Raw genomic sequence first — 13974 nt, forward strand, 5'->3', positions numbered from 1 at the left:
AAATCAACGATTTCTGAGCGCCGATCTGGCCGGGACGGAGGGACCATGTCCGACAAGGAAAACCGAGCACTGAACGAACAGGAGCTTCAGGAGCTCGTCGCGGCCTCAGACAGCGGGGCGCGTTCCGTTCCGGGCAATCTGGGCATCTTCATCGCGGCCGTCGCGTTGATCTGGTCGATTTTCCAGGTCCTGCTCGCCTCGCCCTGGGCGCCCTATATCCTGCCCTCCGACGCGATCAACAACTCGCGCCAGATCCACCTCGCCTTCGCGATCTTCCTGTCCGCGATGGCCTATCCGCTGTTCAAGCGCGCGCCCAAGCACAAAGTGCCGTGGTATGACTGGGTGCTCGCCATCGGCGGTGCCCTCCTCGCCCTTTACGGGTATTTCTTCTACGACAAGATCGTTTCGAACGGCGGGCTGGCCGACCAGACCGATGCCATCGCATCGCTCGCCGGGCTGGCCCTGCTGTTCATCGCCGCTTACCGGACCCTCGGCCCGGTGATGGTGATCCTCGCCATGATCTTCCTTGCCTACGTGTTCTTCGGCTCGTCCGACGTGGTGCCGGAGCAGATCCGATGGGCGGGCGCGAGCCTGCGCAAGGCCATGTCGCATATGTGGATCACGTCCGAGGGCGTGTTCGGCATCGCGCTGGGCGTTTCGACCCGGTTCGTCTTTCTCTTCGTCCTCTTCGGTGCGCTTTTGGACAAGGCGGGCGCGGGCAACTACTTCATCAAGATGGCTTTCGGCGCGCTCGGCCACCTGCGCGGCGGACCCGCCAAGGCGGCGGTCGTCGGCTCGGCGGCCACCGGCCTGATCTCAGGCTCGTCCATCGCCAACGTCGTGACCACCGGCACCTTCACCATCCCGCTGATGAAGCGCGTGGGCTTTTCGTCGGAAAAGGCCGGGTCGGTCGAGGTCGCATCCTCGGTCAATGGTCAGATCATGCCCCCTGTCATGGGCGCGGCGGCGTTCCTGATGGTCGAATATGTCGGCATCTCTTACGTCGAGGTCATCACCCACGCCTTCCTGCCCGCGATCATCTCCTACATCGCGCTGGTCTACATCGTTCACCTCGAAGCGGTGAAGAACCGGATGCCGACGCTGGGCGACAAGGTCGTCAAGCTGTGGCGCACCGTCTTGGGCATGTTCCTGTTCTTCGCGGGCTTCGCGATCCTGTGCTACGCGACGCAATTCCCCGTCCGCCTCGTCACGTCGATGGTGCCGACCGGGTCGGGCTGGATTCTCGCCGCGCTTCTGGGGCTGGTCTACCTTGGCCTGATCTACCTCGCCTCGACCGTGCCGGATCTGGAACCCGACGATCCGAATTCGGAAAACGTCGAGCTGCCGCACATCCCGAGCATCTACAAGTCTGGGCTTTACTACCTGCTCCCGATCATCGTGCTGGTCTATTTCCTGATGATCGAGCGCAAGTCGCCGGGCCTGTCGGCGTTCTGGGCCACCTTCCTGCTTTTCGGCATCCTGCTGACCCAGCGGATGCTCAAGGCGATGTTCCGGGGTGAATCGGCTGCGGTCGGCAAGCTCAAGGACGGGCTCTTCGACCTCGTCGCCGGCCTGATCGACGGCGCGCGCAACATGATCGGCATCGGCCTCGCCACCGCGACCGCCGGGATCATCGTGGGCACCGTGTCGCTCACCGGGATCGGTCAGGTGATGGCGGACTTCGTCGAGTTCCTGTCGGGCGGCAACCTGATCCTGATGCTGATCTTCGTGGCGATCCTGTCGCTGATCCTCGGGATGGGCCTGCCGACGACCGCAAACTACATCGTCGTCTCGTCCCTGATGGTCGCCGTCGTCGTGGAGCTTGGCGCGCAATCCGGCCTTGTCGTGCCGCTGATCGCCGTTCACCTCTTCGTCTTCTATTTCGGGATCATGGCGGATGTGACACCCCCCGTGGGGCTTGCGAGTTTCGCAGCCGCCGCCGTGTCGGGGGGCGACGCGATCAAGACGGGCTTCACCGCGTTTTTCTACAGCTTGCGCACCGTCGCCCTGCCCTTCGTGTTCATCTTCAACACCGACCTTCTGCTGATCGACGTGACGCTGGTGCAGGGGATACTCGTGTTCATCGTCGCGACCATCGGCATCCTGATCTTCACCGCCGCGACGATGGGATGGTTCCTGACCAAGAACCGGATCTGGGAAACGGTGGCGATGCTTCTGATTGCCTTCACCCTGTTCCGCCCCGGCTTCTTCATGGACATGATCCAGCCACCCTATGACGAGGTGGAGCCGACGGCGCTGGAGCAGCGTCTGGAACAGGCCCCTGCGGGGCGCGATCTGCGCGTCGTGATTTCGGGCCCCGACTTCGACACGCTCGAGATGAAGGATCTGACCGTGGTCCTCACCGTGCCCGAAGTCGAGGGCGCGCAGGCCCGACTGGATGAATGGGGTCTCCTGCTTCTGCCCGAAGGCGATCAGGTCATTCTCGAAGAGCCGATGTTCGGCACGCCGCTGTCGGATCAGCTTGCCTCGTTCGACTTCTACGGTGACGAACCCGTCACGATCTCGGCGGTGCGCGCACCTGCCGAGCAATTGCCGAAAGAGCTGATGTTCATCCCGGCGCTGGCGCTCATGGCGCTGATCGCCTTCCTCCAGTCCCGCCGCGCCGAAACGGCGGCCCCTGCCCGCAAAGGAGTGCCGGCATGACCATCAAGACCGTGCTCTGTGCCATCGACATCAACCGGCCCGAAGCCGAAGCGATCGTGCTGAGACGCGCGCACAAGATCGCCGAGGCCGAGGGCGCGCAACTCGACGTCATCACCGTCGTGCCCGATTACGGCATGTCGGTGGTCGGCGGTTACTTCGACGAGAAGCACACGCAAAAGGCCGTGGAACACGCCCATGCGCTGCTTTGCGACGCGGTGGGCAAGGTGCTGGGCGAAGAGGCCAACGCGGCCTGCCGCCACGTGGTCGCGGTCGGCAAGGCTTATCAGGAAATCCTCAAGGTGGCGGAAAAGGACGAGGCCGATCTGATCGTCCTCGGGGCCCATGACCCCGATCTGTCCGACTATCTTCTCGGCCCGAACGCGGCGCGGGTGGTGCGCCACACCAAAGCGTCGGTCTACGTGGTGCGGGAAGTCTGAAACGAAAAGGGCGGCACTTGCCGCCCTTCTCAGTGATGATGCAGATCGTGTGGATGCGGCTCATACGCCGGATCGTATCCCGGCGGCGGCGCGGACGGCTTGGTCGTCTTGCGCGCGGCCATGCCAGCGGAAATGCCCTGAATGAAGGCCGTGCCGAGCGTTCCGACCGCGGCGACACCGGCTGCGGGCGCGACCGTCGAAACAGGTGCGTTCACGCTGGGTGCCATTGAAATCTTCGCGCGGCTGGTGCGAGTCATGGCAAGGCAGATCAGGCCGAGACCCACGAAAATCCCGCCGAAAATCAGCGCCAGTTGCATCGGCTCGAAGAACGCGGAAAGCGCGATCCAGCCCGCGACGGCGAGAAAGGCGAAGCCCACGAACAGCATGATGCCGCTCGCCACACCGAACATGGTGCGACGAACGGCAAGTCTGATGCGGTATTCAAGCGCGGCGATCATTTGCGCGCCAGAAACAGCCCGACGATGAAGCCGACACCGGCGGCGATCCCCACGGCGGCAGCCGGGTTTTCACGAACCTGGTTTTCGGCGTTGCGATAGGCCGCGACGGTCGCGTCCTGCGCGTCGGCATAGGCCTTTTCACCCTGCGCCCGCGCTTTCTTGGCGGTCGCGGATGCGCGGTACTTGGCTTCGGCACCGGCAGTGGTGGTCAGGTCTTTGAGCGTGGCGGTCAGCGACGACACGTCGGTTTTCAGCGAAGCGACCTGCGCTTCGAGATCTTTGACGTGGCTGTCCATTGCTTTTCCATTCGAACTTTGTGCGGCAGTGGCCATTGGGAAAACTCCTTCCGGGGTGGTCTGTCCATTCAGGGGTCCAACGCATGCGCGCGGGCGCTGTTCCACCACCAGCAGATTCTTTTTCGGAACTTTCCTGACCCCGGCTCAGTTTCAAATCCAATGATCCGCGCCGCATGGCGCACCCTGTAACAACTTGAAAGAAGGAGGTTTCGTCATGCTCGGTTGGGCTCTCACATTCCTCGTCATCGCCATCATCGCCGCCGTGTTCGGCTTCGGTGGCATCGCTTCGGCCTCGGCCGGGATCGCGCAGATTCTGTTCTTCGTGTTCCTCGTCCTGTTCGTCGTCGCCCTCATCGCCCGTGCGGTGCGTGGTCGGCGCGTGTAAGCCGGACAAGACCCTGAAAAGGTGGGGCGCTCCCGTACCTCGGGCGCCCCATTTTTTTACGCCTCAGTCCTCCGGGGCCTCGCCCCCGAACAGCGACTGATAAAACCCCTCAGCCACAAGCCGATGTCCGAAGAAATTCGGATGGAACGTCCCCGAGACCGAGGTGTTGCGCGTCGCGACCCGCACGAGGCTCGGCTGGATCAGCACGCTGTCGTTCGCCGTTCGGATCGCGCGCCCGGCGACGCGGTAGCCGTAGGGGTCGAGATCTTCGATGTTCCAGTGACCGGGCCGGCCTTGGGGCACGAGATGCGGCAGCGCCAGATGTTCGCCGGTCCACCAGCCGTGACCCACGAAGGCATCGCGCGTTTCGCACACGAAACTGATCCCGAGCTCCTGCGCCGTATCCGCCAGCCTGACCCGGAAGGTGTCGAAGAAATCCAGCGCCTTCCACGCTTCTTCCTCGGTCACCACGTATTCCCATTGTTTCGTCCACGAGATCACGCGCGTCGCCTCGTCGATCCCGTTCCAGGCACTGAGATCGTCATAGGTATCGCTTTGTGCGCCATAGACGACCTGATCCGTATAGCGCAGCCGCGCGCAGGGCGGCGTAACCGGCGGGACGGTGCGCAAGGGGTCTGGATATTGCGCCATGGAAATCGCCTCGGCCGGAACCCCGAGCCGGTGCTTGAGGATCGAGACCGCCAGCGAAAAACGCTGGTCAATGCCGCCGACAAGCTGCCCGTTCCGCTCGGTCCCGGTCAAAAGGTCCATCGCGTCATAGCCATTGGCACCACGCAGACGGGCGCAGCGCGCATAGGCCGCCGGGTGCAATCTTTTGTCCGCCTGATAGACCGGCGGCGGGCAGACCGCTGGGGCCGCGATGGATTTCAGCCAGCTATCCTCGTAATCGACCGGCAGAATGTAGTAGCGCACCATCTCGCCGAAGGCGACGTCATTGCCGCCGATGGACAGAAACACATGGTCCGGCACCCTGAGTTCGTCACAGTCCATCAACCCGTCGTGCGGATAGGATCGGCTGATCCCCCCCGCCTCGCGCGCCGGGCGCATCCAGGGTTCCGAGCGCCCCCCCGGTGCAAGCTCGGTTCCCCTATAAGTCCTTTCGAAGTCGCGGATCGAAAGTCCGCCCAGTTCCTCGTCCGTCACCGGGAAATAATCGGGATGGGCGCGGTGGCGCGGGTTCTGCGAAAGCCCCCCGGCGCACAGATCCTGCACCACCGCGTTGACCTGAGCATATCTCAGCCAGACCGGCCCGTCGGACCCCTCTTCGATCACGCGACGTTGCGGGAAGATGAGCCCGTCGAAAATCTCGGCCCCGCTGCACGAATAATGCAGAAACGACACGAACCGATGCGGGTCTTCGGAGGCAAGGCGCAGCGCGGTCAGGCCCTGGTAAGAGAAAAAGCTGCGATGGCAGGTGTTGTCGATCCAGCGCCGATCCGGTCCGGGTTCAAGGAATTGGCTGCGCCGTTCCGCAAGCCAGCCGATGTCGTTGGAATTGGGAAACCGCAGCGGTTTCCATTCGGCCGGCAGATCCGGGTTCCCCTCGCCCGAGGAATAGGAATCGCCCACCCCGACGATCACCATGTGCTCGGGCTTGATCCAGGCCAGCACGGTTTCCCCCCCGACCTCAACGGAAACGAAACTGCCCCTGAGCGGCACACGTGTATCGAAAGGCGCATCGCAGGGCTGCGGCGCCCCCCCTTCCCACATGCACATCGCGCCCTCGGCAAGCGGGTCTTCGCCCTCGACCGTCAGCCGGAACCGGGCGGAAACGGTCGTCTGCGGGTCTTTCTCGTGCTTCACGAACCGCGTGACCCGCGGCGAATGAAGCTGGCGTATCGGATCCCAATGAAGCGGCGCACCCGACCGGATGGCATCGGCATAGGGCGATTTCATGCCGCCGGGCCTGCGGTCGAGCCGGGCGTGCCAGCCGTCGAAACCCCCGTCCTCTTCGCGCAGCCGATACTCCTGAAACACGGCGGAAGGCAGGTTCAGCGCCTCGAACGGGCCGAACCGATTGGTGATTTCCCAGTCGATCCGATAATCCGGCGCGGCGGTCGCCCCGCTTGCGACCAATGCCGCGACGATCCCCGAAAAAACCAACCTCATCCCGAATGCCATGACGCGACCCCGCAAAATACGACGGGGCCGATCTTAACGCCCCTGCCCGGCAGGTGAAGGCGTCGGCGCGACAAAAAAAGCGGCGCTCCCGAGGGTGGGGAACGCCGCTTCGCACCTTTAGTGTGGCTGGCTCAGGTCTCCAGCGTCTCGGTCGAGGAGAAGAACATCGCCTGGCTGACGGCCGAGCGCACCTGATCCTCGGAATAGGGTTTGGTGATGACGAAAGCCGGTTCGGGCCGCTCGCCGGTCAGGAGCCGTTCGGGGAAGGCGGTGATGAAGATCACCGGAATGTCCCCCGCGCTCTTGAGGATCGCGTTCACCGCGTCGATACCCGATGAGCCGTCGGCAAGCTGAATGTCCGACAGGATCAGGTCCGGCGTCTCTTTGCCCGCCAGATCGACGGCACCGCGTTCGGTCCGGGCGACGCCGGTGATCGCGTGGCCCATGTCGGCCACGATATCCTGAAGGTCCATCGCGATGATCGCCTCGTCCTCGATGACGAGGATGCGACCCTTCACGCTGTCTTCCATCTCGCGCCGTGCGACGGTGATGAGGTGGTTCACCTCGTCCTCGTCGAGATCCATGACCTTGGCGATGTCCGAGGTCGGAAACTCCTCGACCGTGTAAAGCAGCAACGCCTCGCGGGTGTTGGTCGTCAGCTTGGCCAGATGACGCTGGGCGCGGGCATGAATGCCCTCTTCCCCCACTTCGACGGGCGAGCCGGAGCTTGACCAGATCTGGTGGAACGCGCGGAACAGCGCGACCTTGTGGTCATAGCCAAGTTCAAAGACCGAGCGATCTTCGAGCAGCGCCTCAAGCGTGGCCGCCGCATAGGTGTCGCCGGTCTTCTGGCTCCCGGTCAGTGCACGCGAGTAGCGCCGCAGATACGGAAGCAGCGCGGCGATCTTGACTGAGAGAAATTCTGTATCGGAGTCGGGCATCCCATCCATCCCTGTTTATTTCCCCATTTTTTTCACGTTCGTCGGGAACAAAACACGCCGGACCGGGTTTGGTTCCCGAAGACGGCAAAAAAAGTGTGCGCAATCGAGGCAGATAAGAAACGATGGGACACGGACGACTATGACCAAGGACAACGATAAGGATCGCTGGGACGAAAAGATCGACCAGAACCTCCGGAAAGTCTTTCAAAGCAAGCTAGACGAAGATGTACCGGACAAGTTCATGGAACTGTTGGCGCAACTGCGCGAGCAGGACGATCAGGGGTCCGCTCATGGCAAATGATGTGCGACCTGTGGACCCGCGCGAAGCCGTTGTCGAGCATCTGCCGGCGATGCGTGCCTTCGCCGCGAGCCTGACGCGAAACTCCGCCGCCGCCGACGACCTCGTGCAGGACACGATCGTCAAGGCATGGAAAAACTTCGACAAATTCAAACCGGGCACCAACCTGCGCGCGTGGTTGTTCACCATCCTGCGCAACACCTTCTACTCGGACCTGCGCAAGAAAAAGCGCGAGGTCGAAGATGTGGACGGTGCCATGGCCAGCACGCTCAGCGAAAAGCCCCACCATGACGGACGGCTCGCGATGGCGGATTTCGAAAAGGTCTTCGCCGAACTGCCGGTCGAGCAGCGCGAAGCGCTGATCCTCGTCGGCGCCTCGGGCATGTCCTATGAGGAAGCCGCCGAGACCTGTGGCGTCGCCATCGGCACGATCAAGAGCCGGATCAACCGGGGCCGTGCCCGTCTGGCCGAGCTTCTCGAACTGAACGATGACGATGGACTGGAACTTACCGACAGCGCGACCATGGCCGTCCTGAATTCCGGAATGCAAGTGAGGAAGACCGGTCATTGATCAATACGTTCCGGGAACGGAGCCGGTCGCTTACCTTTCGGATCGCCGGTCTCCTTGCCATCGCGCTCTTGCCCGTTGGCCTCATTTCCGTTGCCACCACCTATCAACTGCTGGATCGTGCCGACCGCGATCTGGCGGACACGCTTCTGGCGCTCACGTCTGACGCCGCCGCCGAACAGGAGGCGGCGATCAGAACCGCGACCGGCGTGGCCAAGACCGTCGTGACCATGATCCCGGTCCTGCGCGAAGCGGGGTATCCGTGCGAGCAACCGATGTCCGCGCTGCTCAGAGACACGCCCGAGCTGTCCTTCATCGGGTATGTCGGGCGCAACGGCGATATTCTGTGTGCCTCCGACGCGATGGGGTCGAGCCTGGCGGAGCGGCCCCTGCACAAGGAATTCGTCGACAACCCCGGCCCGCGCGTCAAATTCTCGCTGCGCGGCTCGATCAGCCAGACCTCGGTCATCGTCGTGTCGCTTCCGGTCATCAACGGCGGCGATTACGACGGTTATGTCGTCGCCTCGCTGCCGCACCGCAGTCTCACCACACCGACCATCACGGATGAAGAGGCGGCGAGTCGCCCCCTCGAACTCATCACCTTCAATGGCGATGGCGAGGTTCTCACCTCGTCCTCGGACGCCACCAACCTTTCGGCGAACCTGCCTGCGAACCGATCCCTTCGGGCGCTTGCCGCCGGTGGCAGCGAAGTGGCCTTCATCGCCGAAAACGCGCGCGGCCAGCGCCGCGTGTTCGCGCTCGTCCCCATCGTGCAGGGACAGGTCTATGCGCTGGGAAGCTGGCAGTACCGCCGCAACACCGTGGCCAACGGCATGAGTTTCGGCACCTCGATGCTGTTTCCCCTGCTCATGTGGCTCGTCAGCCTTCTGGTCGCGTTCTACGCCGTGCAGCGCATGGTCATCAAACCGACACGCAACCTGCGCGCCCGGATGCTTCAGTTCATGCGCTCGCGCAAACTCGTCGAACCGCGGGCCGACCGCCGTCTGCCGACGGAAATCCGGGACATGGAAGAAACCTGGATGCGGCTGGCCGAGAACATCCTGCATGACGAGGCCGAGCTTTACGACACGATCCACCAGCGCACCGTTCTGTTGAAAGAGGTGCATCACCGGGTGAAGAACAACCTTCAGCTCATCGTGTCGATCCTTGGCATGAAGATCCGCAAGGCGCGCACGCCGGCCATCAAATCCGCGCTCGGCGACATTCAGCAGCGGGTCATGTCCATCGCCCGCGTCCACCAGAACCTTTACGAGACGTCGACGGCCGAACGGGTGCGGGCGGGCGAACTGCTCCAGACCATCGTCGCCCAGATGGTGAAATCCGCCCAGACCGGGGACTCCACCGACGTGCGGCTCGAAGCGCATTACGACGACTGCGAGGTTTACCCGGATCAGGCGGTGCCCCTATCGCTCGCCGTTTCGGAACTGGTCACCAATGCGCTCAAACACATGGGGCCGACGAGCACGGGAGAAACGCCGGTCATCGAGGTCCGGCTGGACTGTGCACCGGGAACGGACCGGGGCGTGGTGACCGTGCGAAACACGCTGGCGCTCGACCGGGAAGAGCCGGAGGACGACGTGTCCACCGGGCTGGGCGAGCAACTCGTGCGCGCTTTCGTGGGCACGATGGAGGCCAAGGTCACCCGCGACCAGACCGACACCCATTACTCTGTCGTCATCGACTTCCCGATCCACGGTTTCGACGCCGAGATCATTCCCTCGGACCACACGCATCCGCCGATCCCGGTCGGGAACCGTTAGACGAGATCGAACGTTTCGCTTGCATGCTGCAACGAAAGGAGGCTCCCGATGAACTGGGACCAAGTGCAAGGCAAGTGGAAGCAGATCAAAGGTGACGCGCAGACCCATTGGGGCGAGCTCACCAATGACGACCTCGACGTGATCAACGGCGACCGGACCAAGCTGGAAGGCATCCTTCAGGAGCGCTACGGCAAGTCCAAGGAAGAGGTCCAGCGGGAAGTCGACGACTGGCTCAACGCCGCCTGATCCCGCCCCCTGAAACGCGAAAAGCCCCGCCTGAGCGGGGCTTTTCTTTTGTCCATCGTGGCCGGATCAGGCCGGGCAGGCCGCCTTGTAACGGTTGCCGGCGCTGTCCTGATAGATGCACATATTGCGCTCGTCCGCCGCGCGACCGATCAGGTTGCCTGCGGCCGCACCGGTCGCCGCACCCACGGCTGCACCCGCGAGCGAGCCCGAGGTCAGACCGCCGATCGCAGCACCCGTGGCCGCACCGACCGCCGTGCCGGTCGTTTGGTTCTGGGTTTCACACCCGGCGAGGAAAAGGGCCGAAGCGGCAGCGACCGCGAAAATTGGGGCTTTCATGATTGTCTCCTACGTTCCCTGTTTTTTGCAAGATTCGATGCAACACTAACAAACCTTGCGACAGATTTGTTCCGAAGTTTCCGTAGGTTCCGCAAATAAGCGGAGAGTCACCGGGAACCGCAGGTCCTGTCGGGTGGTTACCCATACCGCCATGCTAGACACACTCGCCCAAGAATTCTCGACCACCACGTTCCTGCCGCTGGGCATCCTCGCCCTCCGTCTGGCGGGCGCTTTGCTCTTGTGCGGCCTGATCGGGTTCGAACGCGAGGCGCGCGACCGCCCGGCGGGACTGCGCACACATATGCTCGTCGGCATGGCCGCCGCCGTCTACTGCATCCTGATGCTGGAACTCATGAACCGGGGCGAGGCCTGGGGCGACGGGGCGCGCTATGACCCGATCCGCGTGATCGAGGCGGTGACCGCCGGTGTCGCCTTTCTTGCCGCCGGGATGATCGTTTTCAGCGGCGGCAAGGTTCAGGGCCTGACGACCGGGGCCTCACTCTGGCTGGCGGCCTCGGTCGGTCTGGCCTGCGGGCTGGGCCTGTGGGCGCTGGCGCTGATGGTTACCCTGCCCGCCATCACGATCGTTTGGCTCGTCGGTATCGCCGAACGGCGGCTTCAGGGGCGCGAGCGATCCGGATAGGCCACCGCCGCCAGCCGCTGTTCGAACCCGGCCATCGCCGGCTCCACAAGCGAGAAGACCAGCCAGTCGGCCATGTGCCGTTTGCAGATCCGCGACCTGAGTGCAGGTGTAAGCTTCGCCGCCTGCCCCGCCGCCGCTTCGGAGATGTCGCTCAACGTCGGCAGGTTGTGCGAGCGCCGGAAATGTTCGAGCGAGGCCGAAACATGCTCGCTCACCCCGAGGAAGGAATAGGTCGACACCAGCCGCTCCAGCATCTCCGACACATTGCCAGCCTTGCCCACGAGTTGCGCAAGCTGCGGGTTCGCGGGGGCGCCGTCGACATAGGACTCGAACGTCGGAAATTCCTCCAGAAACGCCGCGTGGTCCGGGTTGTCCGGCGACGATTGCGCCACGTAGTCGGAAAACAGCCGGTCCGCCGGATTGCGAATGAAGCTCGCGAATTGCACTTCGCTGGCCCCCTTCACAACCTCGGACAAGCGCTTGAACTTGAGCGGCCCGGCAAGAGCCTGACGCAAGCGCCCCTTGGCCGCCTCCCGCGCGTCGAGCGCCGCCTGCCACTCGGCCTTGAGGTCACCGCCCAGCGCATTGGCCCCGATGGTCCGCGTGCGGTCGAACACGCCCTTGAGCGTGCCCATCACGGCATTGCCCGCAGTCATCGGCACATGGACGAAAAACAGGATGTCGCGGTCGGTGCCGAACGATCCGGGGATCACCCGGCCCGGGTCGAAGCGCGCCAGTATCCGGTCGGCCAGCCCGTTGGGCAGCGCACCCAGCGCCACCTCGGTCTCGGCCCTCAGATCGGCGGGCTGGTGTGCGGCAAAGGATGCGGGCGATGCGCCATCACCCTCACCCACAGGGGCGATCCCGCGCCGGTCGCGGGCGTTCAGTCGAACCAGATCTTGCAGTCTGCGGGACATGATACCTCCTACCAGTCTCCCGTGTTCTCCATCGAAGCCCACGGCTCTTGTTTCTCAAGCGCGGGGCCGTCCTGAATCAATTCCACGGAAATATTATCAGGGGATTTAAAGAACGCCATGCGACCATCGCGCGGCGGGCGATTGATCGTCACGCCCGCGTCCATCAGCTTCTGACAGAAACCGTAGATGTCATCGACCTTGTAGGCCAGATGACCCCAGCTGCGCCCGGTCTTGTAGGTCTCATCCGAGTCCCAGTTGTAGGTCAGTTCAAGCTCGGGCGCGGTCGTCGCCTCGGCGCTCTCCTTGTCCTTGGGCGCGGCGAGAAAGACGAGCGTGAACTTGCCCTCGGGCACATCCTTGCGCCGGATCTCGACCATGCCGACCTTGTTCACCCAGAAATCGAGGCTTTCTTCCAGATCGGTCACACGGACCATCGTGTGCACATAGCGCATGGGAACTCCTTTTCGTTTCCCAACAGGTAAGAAAGGAACGGGTTCACCTCAACCAAAGGTTTCACGAACCCACGGAAACGTGGCGTCGGGCGATCAGGGCGCCCCGGCGCCGACGACGGACATGGCGACGATCCCCAGCCCGAACCCTGCCAGCGCCGCCAGCGACGGGGCTTCGCTGTATTTCAGATGCGCTTTCACCGCGATGTCTTCGAATGTCAGGAACAGGATGCCCCCTGCGGCGGCGAGCATGATGCTCCCGGTGACCGCAGGCAATTCGCTCAGAAACAGGAACCCGACCGCCGCCGCGATCGGTCCGACCGCGGCCAGCGCGAAAAAGGCACCCGTCACCCGCGCCGCGCTGCGTTTGCCATGCGCCATCATCTCGCGGAAGGCGTTGAACGCTTCCGGCAGGTTCTGTGCCCCGATGAATAAGGCCAGAAGCGCGCCGTTTCCCGACCCCGTCGCCATCAGCGCCCCCAGCGCCATTGCCTCGGGCACGAAATCGGTCAGCATCGCGCTCAATTGCGCGTTGGCCGCGCGCCCACGGGCCTTGCGACGCCGTTCGATCAGCGCGAACAGCGCCCCGCCGGCAAAGAACGCGGCCAGCCCCGGCCCGAGCGGCAGAAGCTCCAGCCCATCCGGGACAAGAACGAATGCGACGGCCGAGACGAGGATGCCCCCCGCCAGCGCGATCATGCTGTGGCGGAACTCCTGCTCGAGCCAGCGGGGCTGAAGCCGTTCGATCCGTGCCAGCGCCCCGCCAAGCGGGATCATCAATCCGACGGCGGTGCCGTACAGAAGCGCGAGAATGAAATCGGGCATCACAGACCCTCTCAGAACCGCCACGCCCCGTCAAACCGGCGCGCCTGTCGCCTGCCGAAGCCCGTGCCGCTTTCCCGTCACAGCCCGTCCGGCAGGCGTTCGTAGAAGGCCCACATCCGGTCCACGGGGGCGCGGCAATAGCCCCAGCGCATCAGGAATCCGGGGAAATGGTCGCTGTTGGAAAGCTCCAGCCGCCCCCAATACCACGACCCCATGTATTCCACGTCGCAGCGCACGTCCGACAGGTCCTCGGCCCAATAGCCTTCGAAGACGTGATCGGTGAATTCGAGCCAGAAGCGCCCGTTGTCCTCGGAATAATTGCCGTCGTAGCGCGACCCGTTCTGAAAGACCCAGACTTCGCCCCATTCGGTGTCCCAAGCGCCACCGATGGTCTCCATCGTCTCCCAGTCCTGCGCCGCCGCGCCGCTCGCGCACATCACCGCGAAACCGAAAATCGCCCCTAACTTCCGCAAAACGCCCCTCCTGCCCTATCCTGTCAGGCTAGCATCACCCGCCACACATCCGAACCCCAAACGAGCCCCCGTCCAACCTTCTCTGTTTCAAAAATACTTCGGAGGGGGGTTTGGG

17 protein-coding genes are annotated in these 13974 nt (G+C 63.5%); 8 read left to right on the forward strand and 9 right to left on the reverse strand.

The features are described 5' to 3' along the window. The first annotated feature begins 45 nt into the window (after positions 1–45). Together RB2654_RS11880 and RB2654_RS11885 are read left to right on the forward strand one after the other, a co-directional pair. A complete protein-coding gene (locus RB2654_RS11880) occupies positions 46–2664 on the forward strand; it encodes a TRAP transporter permease (protein ID WP_008331783.1) in 2619 nt (872 codons plus the stop codon). Continuing rightward, entirely contained in the window at positions 2661–3101 is a 441-nt protein-coding gene (locus RB2654_RS11885) for a universal stress protein (protein ID WP_008331784.1), read from the forward strand. The genes RB2654_RS11880 and RB2654_RS11885 overlap by 4 nt, the downstream gene beginning before the upstream one ends. 29 nt (positions 3102–3130) lie before the next feature. Here RB2654_RS11885 and RB2654_RS11890 read toward each other — a convergent pair whose 3' ends face one another. Further along, positions 3131–3559, reverse strand: coding sequence for a phage holin family protein (locus RB2654_RS11890; protein ID WP_008331785.1), 429 nt, complete (start codon positions 3557–3559; stop codon positions 3131–3133). Beyond that, the gene (locus RB2654_RS11895; RefSeq protein ID WP_008331788.1) at positions 3556–3855 is read right to left on the reverse strand and encodes an ElaB/YgaM/YqjD family protein; all 300 of its coding nucleotides are present in this window, start codon (positions 3853–3855) and stop codon (positions 3556–3558) included. The genes RB2654_RS11890 and RB2654_RS11895 overlap by 4 nt, the downstream gene beginning before the upstream one ends. Positions 3856–4069: 214 nt before the next feature. Between RB2654_RS11895 and RB2654_RS22910 the strand changes: the two genes are divergently transcribed. Further along, complete coding sequence (locus tag RB2654_RS22910; RefSeq protein WP_008331790.1) at positions 4070–4240, forward strand: DUF1328 domain-containing protein; 171 nt, start codon at positions 4070–4072, stop codon at positions 4238–4240. A 63-nt stretch (positions 4241–4303) separates the two neighbouring features. On the opposite strand, the gene RB2654_RS11905 is transcribed toward RB2654_RS22910, so the two are convergent. After that, positions 4304–6382 (reverse strand): SGNH/GDSL hydrolase family protein, encoded by a 2079-nt coding sequence (locus RB2654_RS11905; protein ID WP_008331791.1) that lies wholly within the window; start codon positions 6380–6382, stop codon positions 4304–4306. 131 nt (positions 6383–6513) lie between these two features. Then, the gene (locus tag RB2654_RS11910) at positions 6514–7323 is read right to left on the reverse strand and encodes a response regulator (RefSeq protein ID WP_040884787.1); all 810 of its coding nucleotides are present in this window, start codon (positions 7321–7323) and stop codon (positions 6514–6516) included. A gap of 139 nt (positions 7324–7462) precedes the next feature. Between RB2654_RS11910 and RB2654_RS23585 the strand changes: the two genes are divergently transcribed. The 4 genes from RB2654_RS23585 to RB2654_RS11930 are packed head-to-tail and all read left to right on the forward strand — an operon-like array spanning position 7463 to position 10216. Beyond that, complete coding sequence (locus tag RB2654_RS23585) at positions 7463–7624, forward strand: NepR family anti-sigma factor (RefSeq protein WP_008331795.1); 162 nt, start codon at positions 7463–7465, stop codon at positions 7622–7624. Next, positions 7614–8192, forward strand: a complete 579-nt coding sequence (locus tag RB2654_RS11920) for an RNA polymerase sigma factor (protein WP_040884789.1) — start codon at positions 7614–7616, stop codon at positions 8190–8192. Before RB2654_RS23585 ends, RB2654_RS11920 begins: the two co-directional genes overlap by 11 nt. Continuing rightward, on the forward strand, positions 8189–9970 hold the full coding sequence (locus RB2654_RS11925; RefSeq protein ID WP_008331799.1) for a sensor histidine kinase: 1782 nt from the start codon (positions 8189–8191) through the stop codon (positions 9968–9970). The genes RB2654_RS11920 and RB2654_RS11925 overlap by 4 nt, the downstream gene beginning before the upstream one ends. A gap of 48 nt (positions 9971–10018) precedes the next feature. Continuing rightward, positions 10019–10216 carry a CsbD family protein gene (locus RB2654_RS11930; protein ID WP_008331802.1) on the forward strand — a complete coding sequence of 66 codons (198 nt, stop codon included), beginning with the start codon at positions 10019–10021 and terminating at the stop codon, positions 10214–10216. Positions 10217–10282: 66 nt separating this feature from the next. Here RB2654_RS11930 and RB2654_RS11935 read toward each other — a convergent pair whose 3' ends face one another. Then, positions 10283–10552, reverse strand: a complete 270-nt coding sequence (locus RB2654_RS11935; protein ID WP_008331803.1) for a YMGG-like glycine zipper-containing protein — start codon at positions 10550–10552, stop codon at positions 10283–10285. Between the two features lie 151 nt (positions 10553–10703). Here RB2654_RS11935 and RB2654_RS11940 point away from each other — a divergent pair, with 151 nt between their 5' ends. Beyond that, complete coding sequence (locus RB2654_RS11940) at positions 10704–11195, forward strand: MgtC/SapB family protein (RefSeq protein WP_008331804.1); 492 nt, start codon at positions 10704–10706, stop codon at positions 11193–11195. Here RB2654_RS11940 and RB2654_RS11945 read toward each other — a convergent pair. The 4 genes from RB2654_RS11945 to RB2654_RS11960 form a co-directional block, all read right to left on the reverse strand. Next, entirely contained in the window at positions 11171–12112 is a 942-nt protein-coding gene (locus RB2654_RS11945) for a hypothetical protein (protein ID WP_008331805.1), read from the reverse strand. The genes RB2654_RS11940 and RB2654_RS11945 overlap by 25 nt on opposite strands. An 8-nt stretch (positions 12113–12120) precedes the next feature. Continuing rightward, on the reverse strand, positions 12121–12564 hold the full coding sequence (locus RB2654_RS11950; RefSeq protein WP_008331806.1) for a VOC family protein: 444 nt from the start codon (positions 12562–12564) through the stop codon (positions 12121–12123). A 93-nt stretch (positions 12565–12657) separates the two neighbouring features. Continuing rightward, positions 12658–13386: a ZIP family metal transporter gene (locus RB2654_RS11955; protein ID WP_008331816.1), complete on the reverse strand. Its 729-nt coding sequence runs from the start codon at positions 13384–13386 to the stop codon at positions 12658–12660. A 77-nt stretch (positions 13387–13463) separates the two neighbouring features. After that, a complete protein-coding gene (locus RB2654_RS11960; protein WP_040884791.1) occupies positions 13464–13859 on the reverse strand; it encodes a hypothetical protein in 396 nt (131 codons plus the stop codon). Positions 13860–13974 lie beyond the last annotated feature (115 nt).

It is taken from the genome of Maritimibacter alkaliphilus HTCC2654 (genome assembly GCF_000152805.1).
Taxonomy (GTDB): domain Bacteria; phylum Pseudomonadota; class Alphaproteobacteria; order Rhodobacterales; family Rhodobacteraceae; genus Maritimibacter; species Maritimibacter alkaliphilus.

Bases quoted from the DNA above. Each gene is read 5' to 3' on its own strand.
- RB2654_RS11920 (WP_040884789.1), top strand. From the start codon at position 7,614: ATGGCAAATGATGTGCGACCTGTGGACCCGCGCGAAGCCGTTGTCGAG.
- RB2654_RS22910 (WP_008331790.1), top strand. From the start codon at position 4,070: ATGCTCGGTTGGGCTCTCACATTCCTCGTCATCGCCATCATCGCCGCC.
- RB2654_RS11890 (WP_008331785.1), bottom strand. From the start codon at position 3,559: ATGATCGCCGCGCTTGAATACCGCATCAGACTTGCCGTTCGTCGCACC.
- RB2654_RS11930 (WP_008331802.1), top strand. From the start codon at position 10,019: ATGAACTGGGACCAAGTGCAAGGCAAGTGGAAGCAGATCAAAGGTGAC.
- RB2654_RS11905 (WP_008331791.1), bottom strand. From the start codon at position 6,382: ATGGCATTCGGGATGAGGTTGGTTTTTTCGGGGATCGTCGCGGCATTG.
- RB2654_RS11885 (WP_008331784.1), top strand. From the start codon at position 2,661: ATGACCATCAAGACCGTGCTCTGTGCCATCGACATCAACCGGCCCGAA.
- RB2654_RS11910 (WP_040884787.1), bottom strand. From the start codon at position 7,323: ATGCCCGACTCCGATACAGAATTTCTCTCAGTCAAGATCGCCGCGCTG.
- RB2654_RS11880 (WP_008331783.1), top strand. From the start codon at position 46: ATGTCCGACAAGGAAAACCGAGCACTGAACGAACAGGAGCTTCAGGAG.
- RB2654_RS11945 (WP_008331805.1), bottom strand. From the start codon at position 12,112: ATGTCCCGCAGACTGCAAGATCTGGTTCGACTGAACGCCCGCGACCGG.
- RB2654_RS11955 (WP_008331816.1), bottom strand. From the start codon at position 13,386: ATGCCCGATTTCATTCTCGCGCTTCTGTACGGCACCGCCGTCGGATTG.
- RB2654_RS11950 (WP_008331806.1), bottom strand. From the start codon at position 12,564: ATGCGCTATGTGCACACGATGGTCCGTGTGACCGATCTGGAAGAAAGC.
- RB2654_RS11940 (WP_008331804.1), top strand. From the start codon at position 10,704: ATGCTAGACACACTCGCCCAAGAATTCTCGACCACCACGTTCCTGCCG.
- RB2654_RS23585 (WP_008331795.1), top strand. From the start codon at position 7,463: ATGACCAAGGACAACGATAAGGATCGCTGGGACGAAAAGATCGACCAG.
- RB2654_RS11895 (WP_008331788.1), bottom strand. From the start codon at position 3,855: ATGGACAGCCACGTCAAAGATCTCGAAGCGCAGGTCGCTTCGCTGAAA.
- RB2654_RS11935 (WP_008331803.1), bottom strand. From the start codon at position 10,552: ATGAAAGCCCCAATTTTCGCGGTCGCTGCCGCTTCGGCCCTTTTCCTC.